Here is a 25,429-nt window from a genome sequence, read left to right as displayed (position 1 = left end):
GGTCAAACCCTTGCCGCCAGCGCCTTGCCCACTTCGTTGGTGCCCTGGGCTGCACCGCTTTGTGGTATCTGCTCGCCGGCGCGGTCGCACGCCTCGGCCAGGCGCGCGGCCAGCTGCTCGGGCACATCGGCGCCCAGGCCCAGGTGGATGCCCTGCGTGAGCGTGATGTGCGCCGCCTCGAAGGTGCCGGCGCCCGCGCACAAGATGGTGCGCGTGGGCGCGCTCTCGTGCGCCAGCACCAGCATGGCCGGCACCACGGCCTCGGGTTTCAGGGCGGCCAGCACCTCCTCGGGCATCAGGCCTTCGGTCATGCGCGTGGCGGCCGTGGGTGCCAGGGCGTTCACATGGATGTGGTGCTTGGCGCCTTCAATGGCCAGCGTCTGCATCAGGCCCACCTGGGCCAGCTTGGCCGCGCCATAGTTGGCCTGGCCAAAGTTGCCATACAGACCCGTGGACGAGGTGGTCATGACGATGCGGCCATATTCCTGCGCCACCATGTGCGGCCACACGGCCTTGCAGCAATTGGCAGCGCCCATCAGGTGCACCTCGACCACCAGGCGGAAGTCCGCCATGTCCATCTTGGCAAAGCTCTTGTCGCGCAGGATGCCAGCGTTGTTCACCAGAATATCCACCCGGCCCCAGGCGTCGATGGCCTGCTGCACCATGGCTTCGACCGCAGCAAAGTCGGTGACCGATGCGCCGTTGGCCAGCGCCTCGCCACCGGCAGCACGGATTTCATCGACCACCGCCTGCGCCGGGCTGACCGAGCCGCCCTCGCCATGCACGCCGCTGCCCAGGTCATTGACCAGCACCTTGGCGCCGCGCGCGGCCAGTGCCAATGCATGCTGGCGGCCCAGGCCACCACCGGCGCCCGTCACGATGGCCACGCGGCCTTTGAAATCAATCGCCATGCTGCAATCACTCCCCTGTGTTGTGATGAATGTGGAAAATAGAGCAGCACTCTACGCCACAAAAAGCGCCCCACCAGTCCGGCCCGTGACTGCCCGCCCCACGAAAGCTCCCATGCAGCCTGCAACCCCCGTTGATTCCGAAACGCCCCGCGCAGCCGCCACCGTGGTGCTGCTGCGCGACGCCGCTGCCGGCCCCGAGGTGCTGCTGCTGCGCCGCCACGCCAAGGCATCGAACATGGCGGGGGTGTATGTGTTTCCCGGCGGCAAGCTCGATGCCGACGACGCCACGTTGAACCCCGCCGCCCACCTCGACCAGCCCCACGCCGCGCTGCACGAGCGACTGAACGAGCCCGACACCGACCACCCCACCGCCGCCGGCCTGTATGTAGCCGCGTTGCGCGAAGCGCTGGAGGAATGCGGCCTGCTGCTGGCCGAGCCCCTGGGGGGCGACGCCCCGGTGGATGCCCTGCGCGCCCGCGCCATGCTGCGCGAAGGCCAGCCGTTTGCGCAGGTGCTGGCCGCACTGCAGCTGCGCCTGCAAACCCGCCAGCTCGCGCCCTGGTCGCGCTGGATCACGCCGCTGGCGCCCACCATGGGCACGCGCCGCTTTGACACGCGCTTTTTTGTCGCCCAGGCGCCTGCCGACCAGACCGCGAGACACGACGACGAGGAAACCACCGACAGCCTGTGGCTGGCGCCGCGCACGGCGCTGGAGCAATACCGCGATGGCCGCATCGACCTGGCGCCGCCGCAAATCATGAGCCTGGCCCATCTGGCGCGCCATGCCAGCGTGGCCAGCGTGCTGGCCGCCGCACGCAGCCAGCGCCCGCCCCTCATCCTGCCCGAGCCGTTCGACCACGAGGGCGTGCGCGTGATCTGCTACCCCGGCGATGCCATGCACCCCGTGCGCGAGCGCGCCCTGCCCGGCCCCACGCGGCTGCATTACCGCGATCGCCGCTTCACCCCGGAGGAAGGCTTTGACGCGCTGTTTGACTGACGCACGAAAATGCGGCGCCGGCGCAGGGTTGCGCAGCCGCATCACCTGTGCATTGCGGCCATGCGAGCCAAACTATTGAATTGATAGCATGCAGCGCTTATCCCATAAGCGTTGCAACCCATTTTAATGCGATAAAGGATTCCCATGAAAGCCAGCTGGAACGGCGTGGTGGTTGCCGAGAGCGACGACACCGTGGTGGTCGAAGGCAACCATTACTTCCCCGAAAGCGCTCTCAAGCGCGAGTACTTCACCTTCAGCAACCACAAGACCACCTGCGCATGGAAAGGGCAGGCAAGTTACCTGTCGCTGCTGGTCGATGGCGAGATGAATACCGACGCGGCCTGGTTCTATGCCGACCCCAAGCCCGAGGCCGAAGAAATCCGCGGCCGCGTTGCCTTCTGGAAAGGCGTCAAGGTAGCCGCCTGAGCCACACCGGCGGCGAACGAAAGCTGGGCCAAAGTCAGACCGGTTATCCCTGCCAGCGCTGGACAATCATGTGGATAAGTTTTGACAAGCCTTGTATGGCAGCGCCAAGTGATTGATTCATAAAGAAATCCCCTGCACCGCCTGTTTTTTAAGCAGTGCAGTCCACATCGACACCAGCTTATCCCAGTCCACACTGGACAATGGTGTGGATAACTTTTGACAAGTCCTGTATGGCGGCGCCAAGCCCTTGATTTGTAAAGAAATCCATCGCATCGCCCATTTTTTAAGCACTATCGAGGCGCAGACACGGCGGCAGACAGCACTCCTTTTTCAATAGCTTTAACCGCTTTACCGGTAAGCGCTAGAACCGTTTTTTTATCCAAATCATGCCTTTCGATGCCCGTGAACACAGCCCTGCCGCCGCGCGCAACAGCGGCCCCATCCTGGCGGTGCTGCAGGCCTTACTGCCCGAGCGCGGCGCCGCGCTGGAAATTGCCAGCGGCACGGGCCAGCATGCAGCCTGCTTTGGCGCGGCCTTGCCCGGCTGGACTTGGCAGCCTACCGATGCAGCGCCCCACGGTTTCGCCTCGATTGCCGCCTGGAGCGCCAACGCGGGCGCCAGCAACGTGCGGGCGCCGCTGCTGCTGGACGTGCTTTCAGACCGCTGGCCGAGCACAGGCCCCACCTTTACCGCTCCGTTTGACCTCATCTACTGCGCCAACATGCTGCACATCGCGCCCTGGGCGTGCTGCGCAGGCCTGATGCAGGGCGCCGCAAGGCACCTCGCGCCCACGGGGCACCTGGTCACCTACGGGCCCTACCTCGAAGACGATGTACCCACGGCCCCGGCAACCTGGCGTTCGATGCCAGCCTGCGCGCCCAAAACCCGGCCTGGGGCATTCGTGCGCTCAGTGACGTCGCACGCGAAGCGCAGCGCGCCGGCCTGCGCCTGGCCGCACGCCACGCGCTGCCCGCCAATAACTTGCTGCTGGTGTGGCAACGCACCGCGCCCAGCCACTGACCCCCTTGGAACCATGAGCGATTCGTCCCTTTCCCCCATGACAGCGCCTTTTTTCATCGCCCGCGTTGCACCCGACGGCGCGCAATGCGATGCCTGGCCCGACCAGCCGCTGCTGGTCTCGCTGGAACAAGGCGGCATCGACTGGCCCAGCTCATGCCGCAACGGCACCTGCCGCACCTGCCTGGGGCAGCTGCGCCAGGGCAGCGTGCGCTACGAGATCGAGTGGCCCGGGCTGTCGTCCGAAGAAATGGCCGAGGGCTGCGTGCTGCCCTGCGTGGCCTATCCCGTGAGCGATGTCGAGCTGCAGCCCTGAACTTGCCTGGCCGACGGCAGGCCGGCCCGGTCTGAACTAAAATCAGTTGCTTTGGAGTTCTGCGCACCGCGCCGATCTCTGCACCGTGCGGCCGCGCCGCATCGCATGTTCTTTGGGGCGGGCCTTGCAGGCCTGCACAGCCGTCTGGCCTCGGGAACCTGCGCTGCCGCCCGACCGTTCACTGCGGCCCCCAACGAAAGCCCTCCCATGAACATCCCCCTCACCCCCGCGCCCATCTCGCCGGTGCAAGACATCGTGGCCGAGATGCGCGCCGGGCGCATGGTCATCCTGGTGGACGAAGAAGACCGTGAAAACGAAGGCGACCTGGTGCTGGCAGCCGACCATGTCACGCCAGAGGCCATCAACTTCATGGCGCGCTTTGGCCGCGGCCTGATCTGCCTGACGCTCACGCGCGAACGCTGCGAACACCTCAAGCTGCCGCCCATGGCCACGCGCAACGGCACCGTGTACAGCACGGCCTTCACGGTCTCCATCGAGGCCGCCGAGGGCGTGACCACCGGTATCTCGGCCGCCGACCGCGCGCGCACCATCCAGGTGGCCGTGGCCAAGAGCAGCCAGGCCAGCGATCTGGTGCAACCCGGCCACATCTTCCCGCTGCAGGCGGTGGACGGCGGCGTGCTCATGCGCGCGGGCCACACCGAGGCCGGCTGCGACCTCTCCGCCATGGCCGGCTGCAGCCCCTCCGCTGTGATCTGCGAGATCATGAAAGACGACGGCACCATGGCGCGCCTGCCGGACCTGCAGGTATTCGCCGCCGAGCACGGCATCAAGATCGGCACCATCGCCGACCTGATCGAGCACCGCATCCGCAACGAATCGCTGGTCGAGAAGGTGGGCACGCGCACACTGCAAACGGCCTACGGCGAGTTCACCACCCACGCCTTCCGCGACAAGCCCAGCGGCGCGGTGCACCTGGCCTTGGTCAAGGGGCAATGGAGCGCCGACGACGTGGTGCCCGTGCGCGTGCACGAACCGCTGTCGGTGCTCGACGCACTCGAAGTCAACCGGTCCATGCACTCGTGGGCCTGGACACCAGCCTGCACTACATCGCCACCCAGGGCCAGGGCGTGGCCGTGCTGCTCAACTGCGGCGAGAGCGCCGCGCAGTTGCTGGAGCAATTCGAAGGCACGGCGCGTGCCGCACAGGCCCCCGAGCGCGGCCGCATGGACCTGCGCACCTACGGCGTGGGCGCGCAGATCCTGCGCGAAGTGGGCGTTGCCAAGATGCAGCTCATGGGCCAGCCCCGCCGCATGCCCAGCATGGCGGGCTACGGACTCGAAATCACCGGCTACATCCCCAAAGAATAAAAGGAACGACCATGTTTGGCGCAGAAAAAGGAACAGCAGACCGGCTCGACGGCAAGAAACTGCACATCGGCATCGTGCAGGCCCGCTTCAACGAAAGCGTCACCAACGCACTGGCCACGGCCTGCCGCGCTGCACTGCTCGACCTGGGCGTGCAGGAAAAGCACATCACCCACGTGCTGGTGCCCGGCGCCCTCGAAGTGCCCGTGGCGCTGCAGGCCCTGGCCGAGCGCGACGAGTTCGACGCACTGATCGCGCTGGGCTGCATCATCCGTGGCGAGACCTACCACTTCGAGCTGGTGGCCAACGAATCGGGCGCGGCCGTCTCGCGCATCGCGCTCGACTACCAGGTGCCCGTGGCCAACGCCATCCTGACCACCGAGAACCTGGATCAGGCCATTGCGCGCCAGACTGAAAAGGGTCGCGATGCCGCCTACGTGGCGGTGGAAATGGCCAACCTGCTGGAAGCATTGTCATGACCGATCCCACCACGCCCGCCGCGTCCACGCCTGCACGCCCCCCCAAGCAGGCCCGCACCGGGCTCAAGAGCAACGGCGTGCGCAAGGCGGCCTCCAAATCCAACCGCAGCCGCGCCCGCGAGTTTGTGCTGCAGGCGCTGTATCAGCACATCGTGGGCCGCAACGAGGCCACGGCCATTGATTCGTTCACGCGCGATCTGGCCGGCTTTCACAAGGCCGACGCCGCGCACTACAACGCCGTGCTGCACGGCTGCATCAACGCGGCCGCCGAGCTCGATGCCCTGATCACGCCGCTGCTCGACCGCAAGATGGCCGAGATCTCGCCCATCGAACACGCCACCATGTGGATCGGCGTGTACGAGTTTCAGCACTGCCTGGATGTGCCCTGGCGCGTGGTGCTCAACGAGTGCATCGAGCTGGCCAAGGAATTTGGCGGCACCGATGGCCACAAGTATGTGAACGCCGTGCTCAACGGCCTGGCGCCCCTCCTGCGCGCAGCCGAAGTGGCAGCGGACAAGGGCGCAGCGCCCCCCGCCGCACCCGCCAGCACCGACGCTGGCGCCTGAACCGGCGCTTGAACCAGCGTTACAGGCCGCCCTGCGGCCTGCCTTTTTCGCCACCCCCCGCCCCGCGCGGGCAGGATCCCGCCCCATGAAGTTTTCCCGGCGCGCCGAGCGCATTGATCCGTTTTATGTCATGGAAGTCGCCAAGGCCGCGCAGGCCATGGCCCGCGAGGTGGCCGGCAGCAGCCAGCCCATGATCTTCCTGAACATTGGCGAGCCCGATTTCACGGCACCCCCGCTGGTGCAAGAGGCCGCCGCACGCGCCGTGCACGATGGCGCCACCCAATACACGCAGTCGCTGGGCTACGAGCCCCTGCGCGAGCGCATCAGCGGCTGGTACCAGCAGCGCTTTGGCGTCAACGTGCCCGCACGCCGCATCGTGGTCACTGCGGGCGCCTCGGCGGCGCTGCACCTGGCTTGCCTGGCGCTGATCGAGGCGGGCGACGAGGTGCTGATGCCCGACCCCAGCTACCCGTGCAACCGGCATTTTGTCAGCGCCGCCGAAGGCAACGCGGTGCTGATCCCCACCACCGCCGCCGAGCGCTACCAGCTGAGCGCCGACAAGGTGCAGGCGGCCTGGAACAGCAAGACACGCGGCGTTTTGCTGGCCTCGCCCTCCAACCCCACGGGCACCTCGATCGCGCCCGAAGAACTGCGCCGCATCCACGGCGTGGTGCAGGAGCGGGGCGGCGTGACGATGATCGACGAGATCTATCTGGGCCTTTCGTACGACGATGCTTTCGGCCAGACGGCCCTGGCCATCGACGACAACGTCATCAGCATCAACAGCTTCAGCAAATACTTCAACATGACGGGCTGGCGCCTGGGCTGGATGGTGGTGCCCGATGCCATGGTGCCCGTGGTCGAACGCCTCGCGCAAAACCTGTTCATCTGCGCCAGCACCGTGTCGCAACTGGCGGCCATGGCCTGCTTCGAGGCCGAGAGCATCGCTGAATACGAACGCCGACGCGCCGAGTTCAAGGCCCGGCGCGACTACTTCATCCCCGAACTGCAGGCCCTGGGCCTGGCGGTGCCCGTGATGCCCGACGGCGCCTTTTATGCCTGGGCCGATTGCACCAGTGCGTGCGAAAAGCTCGGCGTGCAGGGCAGCTGGGACTTTGCCTACGAGGTGATGCGCCGCGCCCATCTGGCGGTGACGCCGGGGCGCGACTTCGGCACCTTTGATCCGCAGCGCTTCGTGCGCTTCTCCACCGCCAATTCGATGGCGCAGCTGCAGGAATCCGTAGCGCGCCTGCGCGCCCTGCTGGGCTGAAGTGAAATGAACGCCCCCCACGCTCATCGTTGCATGTATCGCTGCCCCCAAAGGGGCGCTCAGCGCCCTTCGGGCGGCCGTGCGGACGCTGAACCATGCCCTTCGAGTTCCCGATCCGTATTTACTGGGAAGACACCGATGCCGGCGGCATCGTGTTTTATGCCAACTACCTGAAGTTCTTTGAGCGCGCGCGCACCGAGTGGCTGCGCTCGCTGGGCATTGGCCAGCACGGCTTGCGGGAACAAACGGGCGGAATGTTCGTCGTAACCGATGCCCGCCTGCGCTACCTGCGCCCGGCCCGCTTGGACGATGAACTCATTGTTACCGCCCATTTGCAGGAAGCAGGCCGCGCGTCCTTGACAATCGTGCAGCAGTCGCTATTAAATAATGAGCAATTGACCGATCAACCGCGCATTGTGCTGAGCGAAGGCACCATCCGCATCGGCTGGGTGGACGCCGCCAGCATGCGCCCCGCAAGAATCCCGAGCACCCTTCTGGAACAACTTTCATGAATTCCCAAGACATGTCCATCGTCTCCCTGGTGCTGCACGCCAGCTGGGTGGTGCAACTCGTCATGCTGCTGCTGCTGGGCGTGTCCGTCGCCAGCTGGGCGGCCATCTTTCGCAAGCTGTTTGCCTTGAAGCGGGTGAAAGCTCTGAATGATGATTTCGAGCGCGACTTCTGGTCGGGCACCAGCCTCAATGATCTGTATGCCAGCGCCGCGCAGAACGCCAAGAACGCCGGCCCCATGGAGCGCATCTTCGCCAGCGGCATGCGCGAGCACCAGAAGCTGCGCGAACGCCGCATCACCGACCCCGGCACGCTGCTCGACGGCGCCCGCCGCGCCATGCGCGCCAGCTTTCAGCGCGAGATGGACGTGGTCGAATCCAGCCTTTCCTTTTTGGGCTCGGTGGCCTCGGTGAGCCCTTACGTGGGCCTGTTTGGCACGGTGTGGGGCATCATGCACGCCTTCACGGGCTTTGCCGGCATGGAGCAGGTCACGCTGGCCACCGTGGCGCCCGGCATCGCCGAGGCCCTGGTGGCCACCGCCCTCGGCCTGTTCGCCGCCATCCCGGCCGTGATCGCCTACAACCGTTTTGCGCGCGACATTGACCGCGTGGCCAACCACCAGGAAACCTTCATCGAAGAGTTCACCAACATCCTGCAGCGCAACCTGGGCGCCCACCCCGGCTCGCCGTCGGGCCACTGAACCGGGAAACCGACATGCCCGCAATGGCCTCGCGCACCGGCAGCCGCCGCCGTTCCATGAACGAAATCAACATGGTGCCCTTCATCGACGTGATGTTGGTGCTGCTCATCATCTTCATGGTGACGGCGCCCATGCTCACGCCCAGTTCGGTCAATGTGCCCTCCGTTGGCAAAGGGGCCAAGGTGCCCAAGACCCGTGCCGACGTGATCGTGGAAAAGGACGGCAGCGTACGCTTCAAGGCCGACGGCAACGAGCGCCCGGTGCCGCTGCAGAGCCTGGGCGCCACGGCCAAAAACTGGCTCAAGGACCAGCCAGAAGACACGCCGGTGCTCATCAGCGCCGACAAGAACGTCTCTTACGAATCGGTCATGAAAGCCATGTCGGCCCTGCAACAGGCCGGTGTGGCCCGCGTCGCACTGGCCGTCAAGAGCGGTGGCTGAGCGCCGACCCGCCCCTACCCTAATCGCATGCACGCCCACGACGATCGCGACCAGTTTGCCCCGCCCCGCCCGCCGGCCCGCCTGCGCGCCATTGCGCTGGCCGTACTGGCGCACGCGATCCTGATTGGCGCCCTGACCTGGGGCGTGAACTGGAAGACCAGCGCCGACATGCCGGCCGTCGAGGCCGAGCTGTGGTCGGCCGTTCCGCAACAGGCGGCCCCCGGGCGGTGGAGCCCCCCGCCCCCACACCCGAGCCCGAGCCCGAGCCGCCCAAACCCACCCCTGCCCCGCCACCACCCCCACCTCCCCCCCCTCGGCAGGCAGAGCCGGACACCCGCGAAGCCGACATCGCCATCGAGCGCGAGAAAAAGCGCCTGGAAAAAGAAAAGAAAGAGCGCCAGCAGCAGCTCGAACGCGAGAAACGGGAGCGTGAACGCAAGGAAGAAGAGCGCCGCGAGCGCCTGGAGCAGGAAAAGAAAGAACGCCTGCAAAAGGAAAAGGCCGAACAGCAAAAAGCCGAGCGCGAGAAAGAACGCCTGGAAAAACTGGAAAAGCAAAAGCAGCAGGCCGAGGACAAAAAACGCCAGGCGCAGGAAGACAAACGCAAGCAGGACGCCCTCGACAAGGCCGAGGCCAAGGCCGCGGAAGCCAGGCGCCAGGAGAACCTGCGCCGCATGCAAGGCCTGGCCGGTGCCACGGGCGGCGAAACCGCCTCGGGTACCGCCAAGCAGAGCTCCGGCCCTTCGGGCAGCTATGGCGGCAAGGTGGCAGCCAAGGTCCGACCCAACATCGTGTACCCCGATGCCATCGCCGGCAATCCGCGCGCGGTGGTACAGGTGCGCGCTGCGCCTGATGGCACGATCGTTGGCACCAAGCTGATCCAGTCAAGCGGCAACAAGGCCTGGGACGACGCCGTGCTGCGCGCGCTGGACAAGACCGAGTCGCTGCCCCGCGACGTGGACGGTCGCGTTCCGCCCGCGCTGGAAATCGGCTTTCGCCCGCAGGACTGAAAATATCGCCATGGAGCGAAGCGCCCCGCTTCGAATCGCTACAGCGACGAGGGCAGCGACGGCGCCTCAACCTGCCGGTTTACTGAGGTAGCGCAGAGCGGTTTCTTTGCCCCCCGGCCACAATCAACCATGACCCTGAAAAGCCCCGAACTGCTGCTGCCCGCCGGCTCGCTCGACAAGATGCGCGCGGCCTACGACTTTGGCGCCGACGCTGTCTATGCCGGCCAGCCACGCTACTCCCTGCGCGCCCGCAACAACGAATTCCGCCAGGAACAGATCGAGCAAGGCATCCGCGAAGCCCATGCGCGCGGCAAAAAATTCTTTCTGACCAGCAACCTGCTGCCGCACAACGACAAGGTGCGCACCTACCTGCGCGACATCGAGCCCATCATCGCCATGCGCCCGGACGCCCTCATCATGGCCGACCCCGGCCTGATCATGATGGTGCGCGAGAAGTGGCCCGAGGTGGCCATCCACCTCTCGGTGCAGGCCAACACCGTCAACTACGCAGCCGTGAAGTTCTGGCAGAAGGTGGGCGTGACGCGCATCATCCTCTCGCGCGAACTGAGCCTGGACGAGATCGCCAAGATCCGCCAGGAATGCCCCGACATGGAGCTGGAAGTGTTCGTGCACGGCGCGCTGTGCATCGCCTATTCGGGCCGCTGCCTGCTCTCGGGCTACTTCAACCGGCGCGACAGCAACCAGGGCACCTGCACCAATGCCTGCCGCTGGAACTACGCCACGCAACCCGCAACGGTGGACCCGAACACCGGCGAGGCCATGGCCGTGCGCATGGACGGCGATTTCGACTTTGCCAAGGCCCAGGAAGAGGACCACGCCGCCTTTGCGGCCTGCGGTGGTGGCGCGCGCCACCCGCTGGCCGACCAGGTCTATCTGCTGGAAGAAAAAGAGCGCCCCGGCCAGCTCATGCCCATCATGGAGGACGAGCACGGCACCTACATCATGAACAGCAAGGACCTGCGCGCCGTCGAGCATGTGCAGCGTCTGGTGGAAATCGGCGTCGATTCGCTCAAGATCGAGGGCCGCACCAAGAGCCAGTACTACGTTTCGCGTACGGCGCAGGTCTACCGCCGCGCCATCGACGACGCTGTGGCCGGTCGCCCCTTCAACCCAGCACTCATCACCGAACTCGAAGGCCTGTCCAACCGGGGCTACACAACCGGTTTTCTGGAGCGCCGCCCCGCCAACGACTACCAGAACTACGAAACCGGCAGCTCTGAAAACCAGCGCAGCCAGTTCGTGGGCGAAGTCAAGGCCGTGCAGGACGGCTGGGCCGAAGTAGAAACAAAAAACCGCTTTGCCGTGGGCGACATGCTGGAAATCATTCACCCCAGCGGCAACCGCACGCTGCGGCTGGAGCAGATGCTGGGCCTGGACGGTGCACCGCTGCAGGTAGCGGCAGGCAGCCCGCTGCGCGTGCGCATTCCGCTGGCAGGGCCGGCCGAAGGCGCATTGCTGGCGCGGGTATTTGAAACCGAAAAAATTTAGAACTTATCCGTAAATTATGTTGACGTTCAACGGCACCTTGCGAAACGCGATGATGGCCGCAGCGAGATGGTTGAGCGCGAGGAAGCTGCGCTCGAGCTTCTCGTAGCGCACAAGCAATTTGCGAAAGCGGTTGAACCAGCTGTGGCACACCTCAACAACCCAGAGCCTGGCCTTGTGCTTGGGGTTGCGCCGCTTGATCTCGGTCTCCTTGCGGCGACTGACAACGTGAGGGATGTAGCCATGACCTTCTATCGCGCGAAGATGCTCTGCGCCTCGGTAGCCCGCGTCGGCGCACAAATGTTTGTTTCGTCTGTGGGATGGGGCCTGGTGCTTGATAACAATTGCACTGAGCACCGCATCAAGCCTCTTGCAGTCATGGACATTGGCCCCGCTCACGACGAGCGACAACGGGACGCCACGGCCGTCCACCAGCAGATGGCGTTTGCTTCCCTTTTTTCCCCCGGTCCGTCGGGTTCGGGCCGACAGCTTCTTGTGCCAATGGTGCCTTCATCATCGCGCCATCGACGCTTTGCCATCGCCACGCGATACCCTGCATCTCGTCGTATTCCGCCAAGCCAGCTTTCCAGACTGCTTCAAAGAAGCCCGCCTTCTCCCATTCAAGAAAGCGTTTGTGAATGGCGCTGGCGCTACCAAAGCGCTCAGCAGGCAGTGCCTTCCACTGGCAGCCTGTCCGCAACACAAACACGATGGCCTCGAACACCTGGCGTGCTGGCTTTGCCGGCCGACCTGCTCCAGGCTTGCGAACGTACTGTTTGCCCGGGACCTGTGCGCGTTGAGGGACCAGTGGTTCCACACGCTGCCAGAACTCATCCGTTACCACCCACGAATCAACTCGTTTGCTCAACGTATCACTCCGACGCCGCGTTCGCTGCAGCTCGGAATGATATTTTATCTATTTACGGATAAGTTCTTAGACGAAATCAGCCTCTAGCGCACATACAGCAAGCGCTAAGAGCTACTAAATTAATAGCAAAAGGCCCGATGCTCTTGCGAGCACCGGGCCTTTATTTCAGCCGCAAGGGGCGTGATTCGTTCAGGCGGCTACGCCGTCGGCCACGTCCTTGTACTCGGCGATCTGGTCAAAGTTCATGTACTTGTAGATCTTGTCGCCATTGGCGCTGAGCACGCCCATGTCGGCCAGGTATTCGGCCTTGGTGGGGATGCGGCCCAGCTTGGAGGCGATGGCCGACAGCTCGGCAGAACCCAGGTACACGTTGGTGTTCTTGCCCAGGCGGTTGGGGAAGTTGCGCGTGCTGGTGGACATCACGGTAGCGCCTTCCTTCACCTGTGCCTGGTTGCCCATGCACAGCGAACAGCCCGGCATTTCCATGCGGGCACCGGCTGCGCCGAACACGCCGTAGTGGCCTTCTTCGGTGAGCTGGTGCGCATCCATCTTGGTGGGCGGGGCCATCCACAGCTTGACCGGGATGTCCTTCTTGCCTTCAAGCAGCTTGGAAGCGGCGCGGAAGTGCCCGATGTTGGTCATGCACGAGCCGATGAACACTTCGTCGATCTTGGCGCCGGCCACGTCCGACAGCGTCTTGGCGTCATCGGGGTCGTTGGGGCAGCAGACGATGGGCTCGGTGATCTCGGCCAGGTCGATCTCGATCACGGCGGCGTATTCGGCGTCGGCATCGGGTGCCAGCAGCTCGGGTTTGGCCAGCCAGGCTTCCATGGCCTGAATACGGCGGCCAATGGTGCGCGCGTCGGCGTAGCCCTGGGCGATCATGTTCTTGAGCAGCACGATGTTCGAGTTGATGTACTCGATGATCGGCTCCTTGTTCAGGCGCACGGTGCAGCCGGCGGCAGAGCGTTCGGCCGAGGCGTCAGACAGCTCGAATGCCTGCTCGACCTTCATGTCGGGCAGACCTTCAATTTCCAGAATGCGGCCCGAGAAGATGTTCTTCTTGCCCTGCTTTTCCACCGTCAGCAAGCCGGCCTTGATGGCATACAGCGGAATCGCGTGCACCAGGTCGCGCAGCGTCACGCCGGGCTGCATCTGGCCCTTGAAGCGCACCAGCACCGATTCGGGCATATCCAGCGGCATCACGCCCGTGGCCGCAGCGAAGGCCACCAGGCCCGAACCTGCGGGGAAGCTGATGCCGATGGGGAAACGGGTGTGCGAATCGCCACCTGTACCCACGGTATCGGGCAGCAGCATGCGGTTGAGCCAGCTGTGGATGATGCCGTCACCGGGCTTGAGCGAGATGCCACCGCGGTTGCTGATGAACTCGGGCAGCTCGTGGTGCATCTTCACGTCCACGGGCTTGGGATAAGCGGCCGTGTGGCAGAACGACTGCATGACGAGGTCGGAGCTGAAGCCCAGGCAGGCCAGGTCCTTGAGTTCGTCGCGCGTCATGGGGCCGGTGGTGTCTTGCGAGCCCACCGAGGTCATGCGGGGTTCGCAATAGGTGCCGGGCAGCACGCCCAGCTGGTTGCCGTCCTTTTCGGGCAGGCCGCAGGCGCGGCCGACCATCTTCTGCGCCAGCGTGAAGCCCTTGCCGGTGGCAGCAGGCACTTGCGGCAGGCGGAACAGCGTGGAAGGCGCCAGGCCCAGGGCTTCGCGGGCCTTGGTGGTCAGGCCGCGGCCGATGATCAGCGGAATGCGGCCGCCGGCGCGCACTTCGTCGAACAGCACTTCGCTCTTGACTTCGAATTCAGCGATGACCTGGCCGTCCTTGAGCGCCTTGCCGGCGTAGGGCAGCAGCTCGATCTCGTCGCCCATGTGCATCTGGCTCACGTCGAGCTCAATGGGCAGCGCGCCCGCGTCTTCCATGGTGTTGTAGAAGATGGGAGCGATCTTGCTGCCCAGGCACACGCCACCAAAACGCTTGTTGGGCACGAAGGGAATGTCTTCGCCAGTGAACCACAACACGCTGTTGGTGGCAGACTTGCGGCTCGAACCCGTGCCCACCACGTCGCCCACGTAGGCCACGAGGTTGCCCTTGGCGCGCAGGTCTTCGATGAACTTCACCGGGCCGCGCTTGCCGTCTTCTTCAGGGGTGATGCCGTCGCGCTTGTTCTTGAGCATGGCCAGGGCATGCAGAGGAATGTCGGGGCGGCTCCAGGCGTCGGGCGCGGGCGACAGGTCGTCGGTGTTGGTTTCGCCGGTGACCTTGAGCACCGTGAGCTTGATGCTCTGGGGCACTTCAGGGCGGCTGGTGAACCACTCGGCATCGGCCCAGCTTTGCAGAACGGCCTTGGCGAAGGTGTTGCCCTTGTCGGCCTTTTCCTTGACGTCATGGAACTGGTCGAACATCAGCAGGGTCTTCTTCAGGCCCTCGGCCGCCACGGACGCCACGGCAGCGTCGTCGAGCAGGTCGATCAGCGGCGTGAGGTTGTAGCCGCCCAGCATGGTGCCCAGCAGTTGCGTGGCCTTCTCGCGGCCAATGAGGCTGCACACTTCCGTGCCATGGGCCACGGCGGCCAGATAGCTTGCCTTGACCTTGGCGGCATCGTCCACGCCGGCGGGCACGCGGTGCGTGATCAGGTCGAGCAGGGTTGCTTCCTCGCCAGCGGGCGGGTTCTTCAGCAACTCGATCAGTTCGCTGGTCTGCTTGGCGCTCAAAGGCAGTGGCGGAATGCCCAATGCGGCGCGTTCGGCCACATGGTCACGGTAGGCTTTCAACATCAATTTTCTCCGGTTGCGTTCTAACTAAAGTGGGATGGGTGCGCGCCGCAGGCCGTTCGCACCGCAATCGTTATTTCTTGGCGACGGGCAAGGGTTCGAACACGCTGGGGGGCGGGTTCTTCTTGAGAGACTCGGCAACCAGGTTCTGCTCGGGGCTCATGCATTCATCGGCCAGGCGCTGGCCGCGCTTTTGGTCCATGAGCATGGACTTGTTGGCAATCTGCAACCAGACAGCGCCGCCCTTCTGGTCTTCCAGGCGCACTGCGCCGGTGGAGGTTGCGACAGGTGCCATGCGGTACTTGAAGCCCTTGCCTTCCACATCGAAGTGGCCGGGGGAGGCGGGGTCGGCCTTCAGGGTGACGTAGGCACCGAGCTCGCAGGCGATGCGGCCTACATGCACGCGTTCGGCAATGGCCAGCTCGGCAGGCGACAGGGCGGCTTCGGCGGCCATGATGCCCGCGGCCACCTGGCCGGTGGCGGACCTGAGCTGGGTGCGGCTGCTTGGGGGCTCTGCCTTGGCGGTCTTGGCTTTGGCCGGGGCCTTGGTGGTTGCGTTGGCGGTTGCCTTGGCAGCGGGCTTGGCTGCAGGCTGGGCGGGTGTCTGGGCCATCACGAAGGCGGGCGCCAGCAGCATCAGGGCAGAAGCGATAAAGGTTTTCATCAGGGGTCCTGCAGGTAAATGTTCAGGGACAGAGGGGAACGGACGGAGCAAACCACGAACACACGGCCGGGGGCAAGGTGCGCCCGGTGCTGTGTGCACGTTCCAGAACCTGCCAGTAGTAACGGAAACTGGCACGGTCATGCAATGTGCCTTCAAAACTGATCGGAGCCCAATCAGCGTCTGCGGCAGCAGCTATTATTTTTGATGCAACTTCAATGTCATCCTGCGTGGGCGCGAAGGCCTCGAGGATGGGTCGGATCTGCGCCGGATGGATGCTCCACATGCGCGTGTAGCCAAACTCGCGCGCAGCGCGGCTGGCTGCGGCCTGCATGGCCGCCATGTCGCTGAATTCGGTCACCACGCAGTGCGATGGCACCTTGCCATGGGCATGGCAGGCCGAGGCGATTTCCAGCTTGGCACGCACCACCAGCGGATGCGTGAATTGCCCCGCCGAGGTCATGGCCGATGCGGGAATGGCGCCGCCATGGGCCGACACGAAATCCATCAGCCCGAAGCTCAGGCTTTGCACCAGCGGGTGCGCAGCGATCTCGAAAGCGCGGTGCACCGCAGCCGGAGATTCAATCAGCACCTGCAAGGGCAAGTGGCCGGCCGATGCGCGCTGCAGGGCTTTTTCCGCCCGCAAGACGTCATCCACCGACTCGACCTTGGGCAGCATGATGTGGGTGAGCCGATGACCGGCCTCACCGGCGATGGTGGCCACATCATTGGCAAATGCGGGGTGGTCCACGGGGTGCACCCGTGCACCCACGCGCGCAGCCGGAGCGGCATCGCGCGCCAGCGTGGCCACCAGGGCCGCGTGCGCTGCTTCGTCACCCACCGGCGCCCCATCTTCGCAGTCCAGCGTCACGTCGAAGACGCAGGCGCCGAACTCCTCGGTCATCTGGGCCTGCAATTGCAGGCTCTTGAGCATGCGCGCCGGAGCCCCACTGTAGTGATCGCACACCGGCAAGGTGGCGGAAGCCGCCTGTGCGCCCAGCAGCACATCGCGCGGATGGGCACGCCCGCCCGCGCTGATCACGCCACCGGCTGCGCCGCCCTGGGGAAGGGAGGCAATGCCTGGGGGTGGGTCTGCGCGGCGCATAACGCTCATGGTGTCAGAGCAGGTGCTTGACGCCGTCTTGCTCGCCTTGCAGTTCGGCCAGCGTGATGTTGATGCGCTCTTGCGAGAACGCGTCGATTTCCAGACCTTCAACGATCTTGTATTCGCCGTTTTCACAGGTGACGGGGAAACCGAACATCGTGTCCTTGGGAATGCCGTACTGGCCGTCCGACGGAATGCCCATGGTGACCCACTTGCCGTTGGTGCCCAGGGCCCAGTCGCGCATGTGATCGATGGCGGCGTTGGCAGCCGAGGCAGCCGACGACAGGCCGCGTGCCTCGATGATGGCCGCGCCACGCTTGCCCACGGTGGGCAGGAACACGTTGGCGTTCCATTCCTGGTCGTTGATCATCTTGGCCACGCTCTCGCCCTTGATGGTGGCGAAGCGGTAGTCGGCGTACATGGTGGGCGAGTGGTTGCCCCAGACGGTCAGCTTCTCGATGTCGGCCACGGCCTTGCCGGTCTTGGCAGCGATCTGGCTGGCAGCGCGGTTGTGGTCCAGACGCAGCATGGCGGTGAAGTTCTTGCGTGGCAGGTCTGGCGCGCTCTTCATGGCGATGTAGGCGTTGGTGTTGGCGGGGTTGCCCACCACCAGCACCTTCACGTCGCGGCTGGCCACGGCGTTCAGCGCCTTGCCCTGTGCGGTGAAGATGGCACCGTTGACGGCCAGCAGCTCGGCGCGTTCCATGCCAGGGCCGCGGGGGCGCGAACCCACCAGCAGGGCATAGTCGGCATCCTTGAAGGCGGTCATCGGGTCGCTGTGGGCGGTCATCTCGACGAGCAGCGGGAAAGCGCAGTCATCGAGTTCCATCATCACGCCCTTGAGCGCCTTTTGCGGGCCTTCCACGGGCACTTCGAGCAGTTGCAGGATGACGGGCTGGTCCTTGCCCAGCATTTCGCCGGAGGCGATGCGAAACAGCAGGGCGTAACCGATTTGACCAGCAGCGCCGGTAACGGCAACACGGACGGGCTTCTTGCTCATGGTGAAAACTCCAGGAAGTGGGAAAAAAACAGGTATTGGTGCACGTTGCACCAGCGCCTGTTACCAGCAGCCCGTGCTCCGCAAAACAGCCTTGGAGTGTACCGCTGATTGCTGCGCAAGGTCAATTTGTCTTATGTCTTATATAAGATATGATCGAGCCCGGTTATCAGCCCGCGAGGCCGCCTCGCATAACCGCACCACCCTTATCCTCGCCATGTCCTCGCTTCCGTTCAACGTTGACGCAGCAGCGCCGCCCCCCGGTGGTGCGGGCGCAGTGACACCGGCGTTCAGCCCGCTGTACCAACAGATCAAGGCGCTGATCCTGCAGAGCCTGCAACAGGGCGAATGGAAGCCCGGCGAAGCCATTCCAAGCGAAATGGAACTGGCGGCGCGGTTTCGCGTGAGCCAGGGCACGGTGCGCAAGGCCATTGACGAACTGGCAGCCGAAAATCTTGTGATGCGCCGCCAGGGCAAGGGCACTTTCGTGGCCACCCATGCCGAGCAGCATGTGCAATACCGCTTCCTGAAGCTGCTGCCCGATACCGGCGACGCCCGCGTGGAAGGGCCAGCACAACGCACCGTGCTGGAATGCCGGCGCGTGCGCGCCAGTGCCGATGTAGCGCGCGCCTTGGCGCTGCGCAGCGGCGACCCGGTGGTGCAGGCGCGCCGCATCCTGTCGTTTGCGGGCGAGCCCACCATTCTCGAAGACATCTGGCTTCCGGGTCAGGCCTTCAAGGGCCTGACAGCCGAGCAGATGGCCGGCTACCAGGGCCCGACCTACGCCATGTTTGAACTCGACTTTGGCGTTCGCATGGTGCGGGCCGAAGAAAAAATCCGTGCCGTGCTGCCCGACAGCGAGCAGGCGCAGCTGTTGCACACCCCGGCTGGCACACCGCTGCTGAGCGTGGAGCGTATCGCCTACACCTACAACGATGTTCCGATGGAGTTACGGCGTGGTCTTTATCGCACCGACACCCACCATTACCACAACGAATTAAGCTGACAGCACGCTGGCACTTGAGCAGAAACGTCAAAATATTGCACCCATGGAAAACCCCACTTGTTGCGTTGCAATAGAATTTTGCGTTCTTTGCATCTTCAAATTACAAAGCAGTTACATCCACGAAAGCACCCGCCATGACAGAGCTTGCAAAAAAACGGCCTGAATTCCGCAACATCAACGCCTTCAAGGACCTCACCACTTACCGCATGACGCCGGCTGCCTGGGTTTCGATCCTGCACCGAGCCAGCGGAGCGGTCATGTTCCTGCTGCTGCCGTTCGTGCTCTGGATGTTCGACACCTCCGTGTCCTCCGAAATCTCCTTTGGCACCTTCAAGGCCGCCTTCAATTCCGGGCTGGGTTTTGCCCCCGGCTGGTTCATCAAGCTCGTGGCCCTCGCGCTGATCTGGGCCTACCTGCACCACCTGATTGCCGGCCTGCGCCATTTGTGGATGGATGTGAGCCATGAGGCCGTCAATAAACAGTTTGGCAAGACGTCTGCGCTGGTAACGCTGGTCATCAGCGTTGCACTGACGCTGGTGCTGGCAGCCAAGCTGTTCGGCCTGTACTGATTCAACCCGCGGCGGCGCCGGGTTCGGCGCGCCGCGCCATGACTAAAAGGAAACCCACCATGTCCGACAACTACGGTTACAAGCGCACCGTCGTAGGTGCCCACTATGGCCTGCGCGACTGGCTGAGCCAGCGCGTTACCGCCGCCCTGATGGCACTGTTCACCGTGATCGTGCTTGCCCAGCTGGTCCTGACCAAAGGCCCCATCGGCTATGACCGCTGGGCCTCCATTTTTTCGAACCAGTGGATGAAGGTCCTGACGCTCGCCGTGATCGTTGCACTGGCCTGGCACGTCTGGGTTGGCATGCGCAACATCTGGATGGATTACGTCAAGCCGCTGGGCCTGCGCCTGGTGCTGCAGATTTTTACCATCGTCTGGCTGGTCGGCTGCGCCGGCTGGGGCATCCAGGTTCTGTGGCGTCTCTGATTCCCGCGACTGAAGGCAAAAAACAATGAGCTACACCAACGCTAACATCACCAAGCGCAAATTTGACGTCGTCATCATCGGTGCCGGCGGCTCCGGCATGCGCGCCGCGCTTGAACTCTCCCGCGCAGGCCTGAACGTGGCCTCGCTGTCCAAGGTGTTCCCCACCCGCAGCCACACCGTGGCGGCCCAAGGCGGCGTTTCGGCCTCTCTGGGCAACATGAGCGAGGACAACTGGCACTACCACTTCTACGACACCATCAAGGGCTCCGACTGGCTGGGCGATCAGGACGCCATCGAGTTCATGTGCCGCGAAGCACCGAAGGTGGTGTATGAGCTCGAACACTTCGGCATGCCGTTCGACCGCAACCCTGACGGCACGATCTACCAGCGCCCCTTCGGCGGCCACACCGCCAATTACGGCGAAAAGCCCGTGCAGCGCGCCTGCGCCGCCGCCGACCGCACCGGCCACGCCATGCTGCACACGCTGTACCAGCAGAACGTCAAGGCCAAGACCAACTTCTTCGTCGAGTGGATGGCCCTGGACCTGATCCGCGACGCCGACGGCGACGTGGTGGGCGTGACCGCGCTGGAGATGGAAACCGGCGACCTGTACATCCTGGAAGCCAAGACCGTGCTGCTGGCCACCGGTGGCGCCGGCCGCATCTTTGCCGCCTCCACCAACGCCTTCATCAACACCGGTGATGGCCTGGGCATGGCGGCCCGTGCCGGCATTGCGCTGCAGGACATGGAGTTCTGGCAATTCCACCCCACCGGCGTGGCCGGTGCCGGTGTGCTGCTGACCGAAGGCTGCCGCGGCGAAGGCGCCATCCTGCTCAACAGCAATGGCGAGCGCTTCATGGAGCGCTATGCGCCCACCCTGAAGGATCTGGCGCCGCGCGACTTCGTCTCGCGTTCGATGGACCAGGAAATCAAGGAAGGCCGTGGCTGTGGTCCGAACAAGGACTATGTGATGCTCAAGCTCAGCCACCTGGGCGCAGACACCATCCACAAGCGCCTGCCGTCGGTGTATGAAATTGGCGTCAACTTCGCCAACGTGGACATCACCAAGGAAGACATTCCCGTGGTGCCCACCATCCACTACCAGATGGGCGGCGTGCCCACCAACATCAATGGCCAGGTGATCACCCAGGCCAATGGTGTCAACAACGCCGTGGTGAACGGCCTGTATGCCGTGGGCGAATGCGCATGCGTGAGCGTGCACGGCGCCAACCGCCTGGGCACCAATTCGCTGCTGGATCTGCTGGTGTTCGGCAAGGCCGCTGGCCGCCACATCGTCGAGTTCAACAACAAGAACAAGGAGCACAAGCCCCTGCCCAAGGATGCGGCCGACCGCACCCTGGAACGTCTGAACCAGCTCGACAAGTCCAATGACGGCATTTACGCGCAGAACCTGGCCGGCGACATCCGCACCACCATGCAGCAGCATGCCGGCGTGTTCCGCACCCAGGCCAGCATGGACGAAGGCGTCAAGAAGATCGCCGAAATCCGCAACCAGGTCGCGGGCGTCACGCTCAAGGACAAGTCCAAGGTGTTCAACACCGCGCGCATCGAGGCGCTGGAAGTGGACAACCTGATCGAAGTGGCCCAGGCCACCATGGTGTCGGCTGCAGCCCGCAAGGAATGCCGTGGTGCCCACACCGTGTACGACTACGAGCACCCCGCCGACCACGCCGACTTCCCGCTGGGCCGCAACGACAAGGAATGGCTCAAGCACACGCTGTGGTACAGCGAAGGCAGCCGCCTCGACTACAAGCCCGTCAACCTCAAGCCTTTGACGGTGGACAGCGTTCCTCCGAAGGTCCGTACGTTCTAAATCGTCACGAGAGAAGAAACATGCAAAAACGCACATTCCAAATCTACCGCTACGATCCGGACAAGGATGCCAAGCCCTACATGCAGACGATCGAGATCGAACTCGACGGCCATGAGCGCATGCTGCTGGACGCGCTGATCAAGCTCAAGGAACAGGACCCCACGCTGTCGTTCCGCCGATCCTGCCGTGAAGGCGTCTGCGGTTCGGACGCCATGAACATCAATGGCAAGAACGGCCTGGCCTGCCTGACCAACATGAACACGCTCAAAGGCACCATCGTGCTCAAGCCGCTGCCGGGCCTGCCCGTGATCCGCGACCTGATCGTGGACATGACGCAGTTCTTCAAGCAGTACAACTCGATCAAGCCCTACCTGATCAACGAAGAACTGGCACCCGACCGTGAGCGCCTGCAGTCACCCGAAGAGCGCGAAGAACTCAACGGCCTGTACGAGTGCATCCTGTGCGCCAGCTGCTCCACATCCTGCCCGAGCTTCTGGTGGAACCCCGACAAGTTCGTGGGCCCCGCAGGTCTGCTGCAGGCCTACCGCTTCATCGCCGACAGCCGCGATGACGCCACGGGTGCGCGCCTCGACAACCTCGAAGACCCCTACCGCCTGTTCCGCTGCCACACCATCATGAACTGCGTGGACGTGTGCCCCAAGGGCCTGAACCCCACGCGCGCCATCGGCAAGATCAAGGAACTGATGGTGCGTCGCGCCATCTGAAGCGAGCGCAAAGCCATGAGCGAAACGTCCACCATCGCCAGTGCAGCAGCCTCACCGCTGCTGGACGAGCGCGCACTGAGCAAGCTGCACTGGCGCTGCCGGAGAGGGCTGCTGGAGAACGACCTGTTCATCGAGCAGTTTTTCACCCGTTTTGAGCCCCAGCTGACCCAACGCCACGCCGACGGCCTGATGGCCCTCATGGACCTGGCGGACAACGACCTGCTGGACCTGTTGCTGCGCCGGCGCGAGCCACAGGCCCCGCTGGACACACCAGACGTGCACGAAGTGCTGGGCATGCTGCGGCAAGGTGGCAGCACCGCGGTGCAATAGTGCATTGGCACTGAATCGATAGCCCCAGACCGGATCATCGGAAACCCAAAGGAAATCAACAATGAAACTCGCTGACAACAAAGCCACCCTGTCGTTCAGTAACGGCAGCCCCAGCGTGGAAATGCCGGTGTACCAGGGCACCATCGGCCCGGACGTCATCGACATCCGCAAGCTGTACGCTCAAACCGGCATGTTCACCTACGACCCCGGTTTCCTGTCCACGGCGTCGTGCCAGTCCGCCATCACCTACATCGATGGCGACAAGGGCGAGTTGCTGTACCGCGGCTACCCCATCGAGCAACTGGCCACGCAGTGCGACTACCTGGACACCTGCTACCTGCTGCTCAAGGGTGAGCTGCCCAACGCCACCCAGCGCGGTGACTTTCACAAGCTGGTGCTCGACCACACCATGGTCAACGAGCAGATGCAGTTCTTCCTGCGCGGTTTCCGCCGTGACGCGCACCCCATGGCAGTGCTCACGGGCTTGGTGGGCGCCATGTCGGCCTTCTACCATGACAGCACCGACATCAACAACCCGCAGCACCGCGACATCGCCGCAATCCGCCTGATTGCCAAGATGCCCACGCTGGTCGCCATGGCCTACAAGTACGGCGTCGGCCAGCCTTACATGTACCCGCGCAACGACCTGTCGTACTCCGGCAATTTCCTGCGCATGATGTTCGGCACGCCCTGTGAAGACTACAAGGTCAACCCGGTGCTCGAGCGCGCCCTGGACCGCATCTTCATCCTGCACGCCGACCACGAGCAAAACGCCTCGACCTCCACCGTGCGCCTGTGCGGCTCGTCGGGCACCAACCCGTTTGCGGCCATCTCCGCTGGCGTGGCCTGCCTGTGGGGCCCTGCCCACGGTGGCGCCAACGAAGCCTGCCTGAACATGCTGGAAGACATCCAGCGCCAGGGCGGCGTGGCCAAGGTGGGCGAGTTCATGGAGAAGGTCAAGGACAAGAACTCCGGCGTGAAGCTGATGGGTTTTGGCCACCGCGTCTACAAGAACTACGACCCCCGCGCCAAGCTCATGCAGGAAACCTGCAACGAAGTGCTCAAGGAGCTGGGCCTCGAAAACGATCCGCTGTTCAAGCTGGCCAAAGAGCTGGAAAAAATCGCCCTCGAAGACGACTACTTCGTCTCGCGCAAGCTCTACCCGAACGTGGACTTCTACTCGGGCATTGTGCAGCGCGCCATGGGCATTCCAGTCAACCTGTTCACCGGCATCTTCGCGCTGGCCCGCACGGTGGGCTGGATTGCCCAGCTCAACGAAATGATCAGCGACCCCGAGTACAAGATCGGCCGCCCACGCCAGCTGTTCACCGGCTCGGTGCGCCGCGATGTCCCGCCCCTGACGGCCCGTTGATCGGCGGCGCACCCCGCGCGCCCCACAGCTCCAAAGCCCGCCGCACCCCGGCGGGCTTTTTTGTGCCTGTTACCAACGCGCGCCGGTGCCCGTATAGTGCTGCGACACCGTCACCAGAGGAACCCCCATGAAAACGAAAGCCGCCGTCGCCTGGCAAGCAGGCCAGCCCCTGACCATTGAAACCGTGGACCTTGAGGGACCCAAATTCGGCGAAGTGCTGGTCGAGATCAAGGCCACCGGCATCTGCCACACCGATTACTACACGCTCTCGGGCGCCGACCCGGAAGGCATCTTCCCGGCCATCCTGGGCCACGAAGGCGCGGGCATCGTGGTGGACGTGGGGCCGGGCGTCACCACGCTCAAGAAGGGCGACCATGTCATTCCGCTGTACACACCCGAATGCCGCCAGTGCAAGTTCTGCCTGTCGCGCAAGACCAACCTGTGCCAGTTGATTCGCGGCACGCAAGGCAAGGGCCTGATGCCCGACGACACCAGCCGCTTCAGCCTGGATGGCAAGCCGATTTTTCACTACATGGGCACCAGCACCTTCAGCAACTACACCGTGGCGCCCGAGATCTCGCTGGCCAAGATCCGCGAGGATGCGCCCTTTGACAAGGTCTGCTACATCGGCTGCGGCGTTACCACCGGCATCGGCGCTGTGATCTTCACCGCCAAGGTCGAAGCGGGCGCCAACGTGGTGGTGTTCGGCCTGGGCGGCATCGGCCTGAACGTGATCCAGGGCGCAAAAATGGTGGGCGCCGACAAGATCATCGGCGTGGACATCAACCCCGCGCGCCAGGAGATGGCGCGCAAGTTCGGCATGACGCACTTCATCAACCCGAAAGAGGTGGAGAACGTGGTGGACGCCATCGTGCAACTCACCGACGGCGGCGCCGACTACAGCTTCGAGTGCATCGGCAACACCACCGTGATGCGCCAGGCGCTCGAATGCACGCACAAGGGCTGGGGCCGCAGCATCATCATCGGGGTGGCCGAGGCCGGCGCCGAGATCAGCACCCGCCCCTTCCAGCTGGTCACCGGCCGCAAATGGGAAGGCTCGGCCTTTGGTGGCGCCCGCGGCCGCACCGATGTGCCAAAAATCGTGGACTGGTACATGGACGGCAAGATCAACATCGACGACCTGATCACCCACACCATGCCGCTCGAAGACATCAACAAGGGGTTCGACCTGATGAAGCGCGGCGAGTCCATCCGCGGCGTGGTCATTTACTGATAAAAATGGCCGCTAGCGCTTTATCCATAAGCGCTAGCAGCTATC

Annotated in this window: 25 protein-coding genes and 2 pseudogenes; 21 read left to right on the top strand and 6 right to left on the bottom strand. The window is 64.1% G+C overall.

The window, feature by feature from the left end; translation table 11 throughout:
* Positions 1–2: 2 nt before the first annotated feature.
* Complete coding sequence (locus CBP34_RS06195; protein WP_094097579.1) at positions 3–911, bottom strand: SDR family NAD(P)-dependent oxidoreductase; 909 nt, start codon at positions 909–911, stop codon at positions 3–5.
* A gap of 112 nt (positions 912–1,023) precedes the next feature.
* Here CBP34_RS06195 and CBP34_RS06190 point away from each other — a divergent pair, with 112 nt between their 5' ends.
* The 13 genes and pseudogenes from CBP34_RS06190 to trhP all read left to right on the top strand — a co-directional run bounded on the left by CBP34_RS06190 (position 1,024) and on the right by trhP (position 11,477).
* The gene (locus CBP34_RS06190; protein WP_094097578.1) at positions 1,024–1,908 is read left to right on the top strand and encodes an NUDIX hydrolase; all 885 of its coding nucleotides are present in this window, start codon (positions 1,024–1,026) and stop codon (positions 1,906–1,908) included.
* Between the two features lie 144 nt (positions 1,909–2,052).
* The gene (locus CBP34_RS06185; RefSeq protein WP_086911889.1) at positions 2,053–2,334 is read left to right on the top strand and encodes a DUF427 domain-containing protein; all 282 of its coding nucleotides are present in this window, start codon (positions 2,053–2,055) and stop codon (positions 2,332–2,334) included.
* 386 nt (positions 2,335–2,720) lie between these two features.
* Positions 2,721–3,355: pseudogene (locus CBP34_RS06180) on the top strand (DUF938 domain-containing protein).
* Between the two features lie 13 nt (positions 3,356–3,368).
* On the top strand, positions 3,369–3,668 hold the full coding sequence (locus CBP34_RS06175) for a 2Fe-2S iron-sulfur cluster-binding protein (protein WP_086911887.1): 300 nt from the start codon (positions 3,369–3,371) through the stop codon (positions 3,666–3,668).
* Between the two features lie 207 nt (positions 3,669–3,875).
* A pseudogene (gene ribBA / locus CBP34_RS06170) lies at positions 3,876–4,996 on the top strand (bifunctional 3,4-dihydroxy-2-butanone-4-phosphate synthase/GTP cyclohydrolase II).
* A gap of 11 nt (positions 4,997–5,007) precedes the next feature.
* Positions 5,008–5,472, top strand: coding sequence for a 6,7-dimethyl-8-ribityllumazine synthase (ribH, locus tag CBP34_RS06165; protein ID WP_086911886.1), 465 nt, complete (start codon positions 5,008–5,010; stop codon positions 5,470–5,472).
* Positions 5,469–6,038 carry a transcription antitermination factor NusB gene (gene nusB / locus CBP34_RS06160; RefSeq protein WP_086911885.1) on the top strand — a complete coding sequence of 190 codons (570 nt, stop codon included), beginning with the start codon at positions 5,469–5,471 and terminating at the stop codon, positions 6,036–6,038. The genes ribH and nusB overlap by 4 nt, the downstream gene beginning before the upstream one ends.
* A gap of 85 nt (positions 6,039–6,123) precedes the next feature.
* Complete coding sequence (locus tag CBP34_RS06155; protein WP_086911884.1) at positions 6,124–7,308, top strand: pyridoxal phosphate-dependent aminotransferase; 1,185 nt, start codon at positions 6,124–6,126, stop codon at positions 7,306–7,308.
* Between the two features lie 95 nt (positions 7,309–7,403).
* Positions 7,404–7,820, top strand: coding sequence for a tol-pal system-associated acyl-CoA thioesterase (gene ybgC, locus CBP34_RS06150; RefSeq protein WP_094097577.1), 417 nt, complete (start codon positions 7,404–7,406; stop codon positions 7,818–7,820).
* Positions 7,817–8,518, top strand: a complete 702-nt coding sequence (tolQ, locus tag CBP34_RS06145; RefSeq protein WP_094097576.1) for a protein TolQ — start codon at positions 7,817–7,819, stop codon at positions 8,516–8,518. The genes ybgC and tolQ overlap by 4 nt, the downstream gene beginning before the upstream one ends.
* Positions 8,519–8,532: 14 nt before the next feature.
* Positions 8,533–8,958, top strand: coding sequence for an ExbD/TolR family protein (locus tag CBP34_RS06140; RefSeq protein WP_086926957.1), 426 nt, complete (start codon positions 8,533–8,535; stop codon positions 8,956–8,958).
* A gap of 191 nt (positions 8,959–9,149) precedes the next feature.
* Positions 9,150–9,968, top strand: a complete 819-nt coding sequence (gene tolA / locus CBP34_RS06135; RefSeq protein ID WP_236748526.1) for a cell envelope integrity protein TolA — start codon at positions 9,150–9,152, stop codon at positions 9,966–9,968.
* A gap of 129 nt (positions 9,969–10,097) precedes the next feature.
* The gene (gene trhP / locus CBP34_RS06130; protein ID WP_094097575.1) at positions 10,098–11,477 is read left to right on the top strand and encodes a prephenate-dependent tRNA uridine(34) hydroxylase TrhP; all 1,380 of its coding nucleotides are present in this window, start codon (positions 10,098–10,100) and stop codon (positions 11,475–11,477) included.
* Between the two features lie 3 nt (positions 11,478–11,480).
* Here the strand turns inward: trhP and CBP34_RS06125 are convergent.
* The 5 genes from CBP34_RS06125 to CBP34_RS06105 all read right to left on the bottom strand — a co-directional run bounded on the left by CBP34_RS06125 (position 11,481) and on the right by CBP34_RS06105 (position 17,892).
* Positions 11,481–12,342, bottom strand: a protein-coding gene (locus CBP34_RS06125) for an IS5 family transposase (protein ID WP_157896439.1) whose coding sequence is annotated in 2 segments (ribosomal slippage) — positions 11,481–11,928 and positions 11,927–12,342 — 864 coding nt in all. Because the reading frame shifts where the segments join, the coding sequence is not laid out codon by codon here.
* Between the two features lie 189 nt (positions 12,343–12,531).
* Positions 12,532–15,129 (bottom strand): bifunctional aconitate hydratase 2/2-methylisocitrate dehydratase, encoded by a 2,598-nt coding sequence (gene acnB / locus CBP34_RS06120; protein ID WP_094097574.1) that lies wholly within the window; start codon positions 15,127–15,129, stop codon positions 12,532–12,534.
* Positions 15,130–15,199: 70 nt separating this feature from the next.
* On the bottom strand, positions 15,200–15,790 hold the full coding sequence (locus CBP34_RS06115; RefSeq protein WP_086911877.1) for a hypothetical protein: 591 nt from the start codon (positions 15,788–15,790) through the stop codon (positions 15,200–15,202).
* A 22-nt stretch (positions 15,791–15,812) separates the two neighbouring features.
* Complete coding sequence (locus CBP34_RS06110; protein ID WP_094097573.1) at positions 15,813–16,892, bottom strand: HpcH/HpaI aldolase/citrate lyase family protein; 1,080 nt, start codon at positions 16,890–16,892, stop codon at positions 15,813–15,815.
* A 13-nt stretch (positions 16,893–16,905) separates the two neighbouring features.
* Entirely contained in the window at positions 16,906–17,892 is a 987-nt protein-coding gene (locus CBP34_RS06105; RefSeq protein WP_086911876.1) for a malate dehydrogenase, read from the bottom strand.
* A 214-nt stretch (positions 17,893–18,106) separates the two neighbouring features.
* Here CBP34_RS06105 and CBP34_RS06100 point away from each other — a divergent pair, with 214 nt between their 5' ends.
* From CBP34_RS06100 to CBP34_RS06065, 8 genes are all read left to right on the top strand, one after another.
* A complete protein-coding gene (locus CBP34_RS06100) occupies positions 18,107–18,895 on the top strand; it encodes a GntR family transcriptional regulator (RefSeq protein WP_086926953.1) in 789 nt (262 codons plus the stop codon).
* Between the two features lie 134 nt (positions 18,896–19,029).
* Positions 19,030–19,464, top strand: coding sequence for a succinate dehydrogenase, cytochrome b556 subunit (gene sdhC, locus CBP34_RS06095; RefSeq protein ID WP_086911874.1), 435 nt, complete (start codon positions 19,030–19,032; stop codon positions 19,462–19,464).
* 59 nt (positions 19,465–19,523) lie between these two features.
* Positions 19,524–19,889 (top strand): succinate dehydrogenase, hydrophobic membrane anchor protein, encoded by a 366-nt coding sequence (gene sdhD, locus CBP34_RS06090; RefSeq protein WP_086911873.1) that lies wholly within the window; start codon positions 19,524–19,526, stop codon positions 19,887–19,889.
* A 25-nt stretch (positions 19,890–19,914) separates the two neighbouring features.
* Positions 19,915–21,723 (top strand): succinate dehydrogenase flavoprotein subunit, encoded by a 1,809-nt coding sequence (sdhA, locus tag CBP34_RS06085; protein WP_094097572.1) that lies wholly within the window; start codon positions 19,915–19,917, stop codon positions 21,721–21,723.
* A 20-nt stretch (positions 21,724–21,743) separates the two neighbouring features.
* Positions 21,744–22,448 carry a succinate dehydrogenase iron-sulfur subunit gene (locus tag CBP34_RS06080; RefSeq protein ID WP_086911871.1) on the top strand — a complete coding sequence of 235 codons (705 nt, stop codon included), beginning with the start codon at positions 21,744–21,746 and terminating at the stop codon, positions 22,446–22,448.
* A gap of 15 nt (positions 22,449–22,463) precedes the next feature.
* On the top strand, positions 22,464–22,778 hold the full coding sequence (locus tag CBP34_RS06075) for an FAD assembly factor SdhE (RefSeq protein WP_094097571.1): 315 nt from the start codon (positions 22,464–22,466) through the stop codon (positions 22,776–22,778).
* Between the two features lie 61 nt (positions 22,779–22,839).
* The gene (gene gltA, locus CBP34_RS06070) at positions 22,840–24,150 is read left to right on the top strand and encodes a citrate synthase (protein ID WP_086911869.1); all 1,311 of its coding nucleotides are present in this window, start codon (positions 22,840–22,842) and stop codon (positions 24,148–24,150) included.
* Positions 24,151–24,277: 127 nt separating this feature from the next.
* Entirely contained in the window at positions 24,278–25,384 is a 1,107-nt protein-coding gene (locus CBP34_RS06065) for an S-(hydroxymethyl)glutathione dehydrogenase/class III alcohol dehydrogenase (RefSeq protein ID WP_094097570.1), read from the top strand.
* Positions 25,385–25,429 lie beyond the last annotated feature (45 nt).

Source organism: Acidovorax carolinensis (assembly GCF_002157145.1).
GTDB classification, from domain to species: Bacteria; Pseudomonadota; Gammaproteobacteria; order Burkholderiales; family Burkholderiaceae_C; genus Acidovorax; species Acidovorax carolinensis.
The sequence above is the reverse complement of the archived record's forward strand: the minus strand, read 5'-3'. Positions and strand labels throughout refer to the sequence as shown.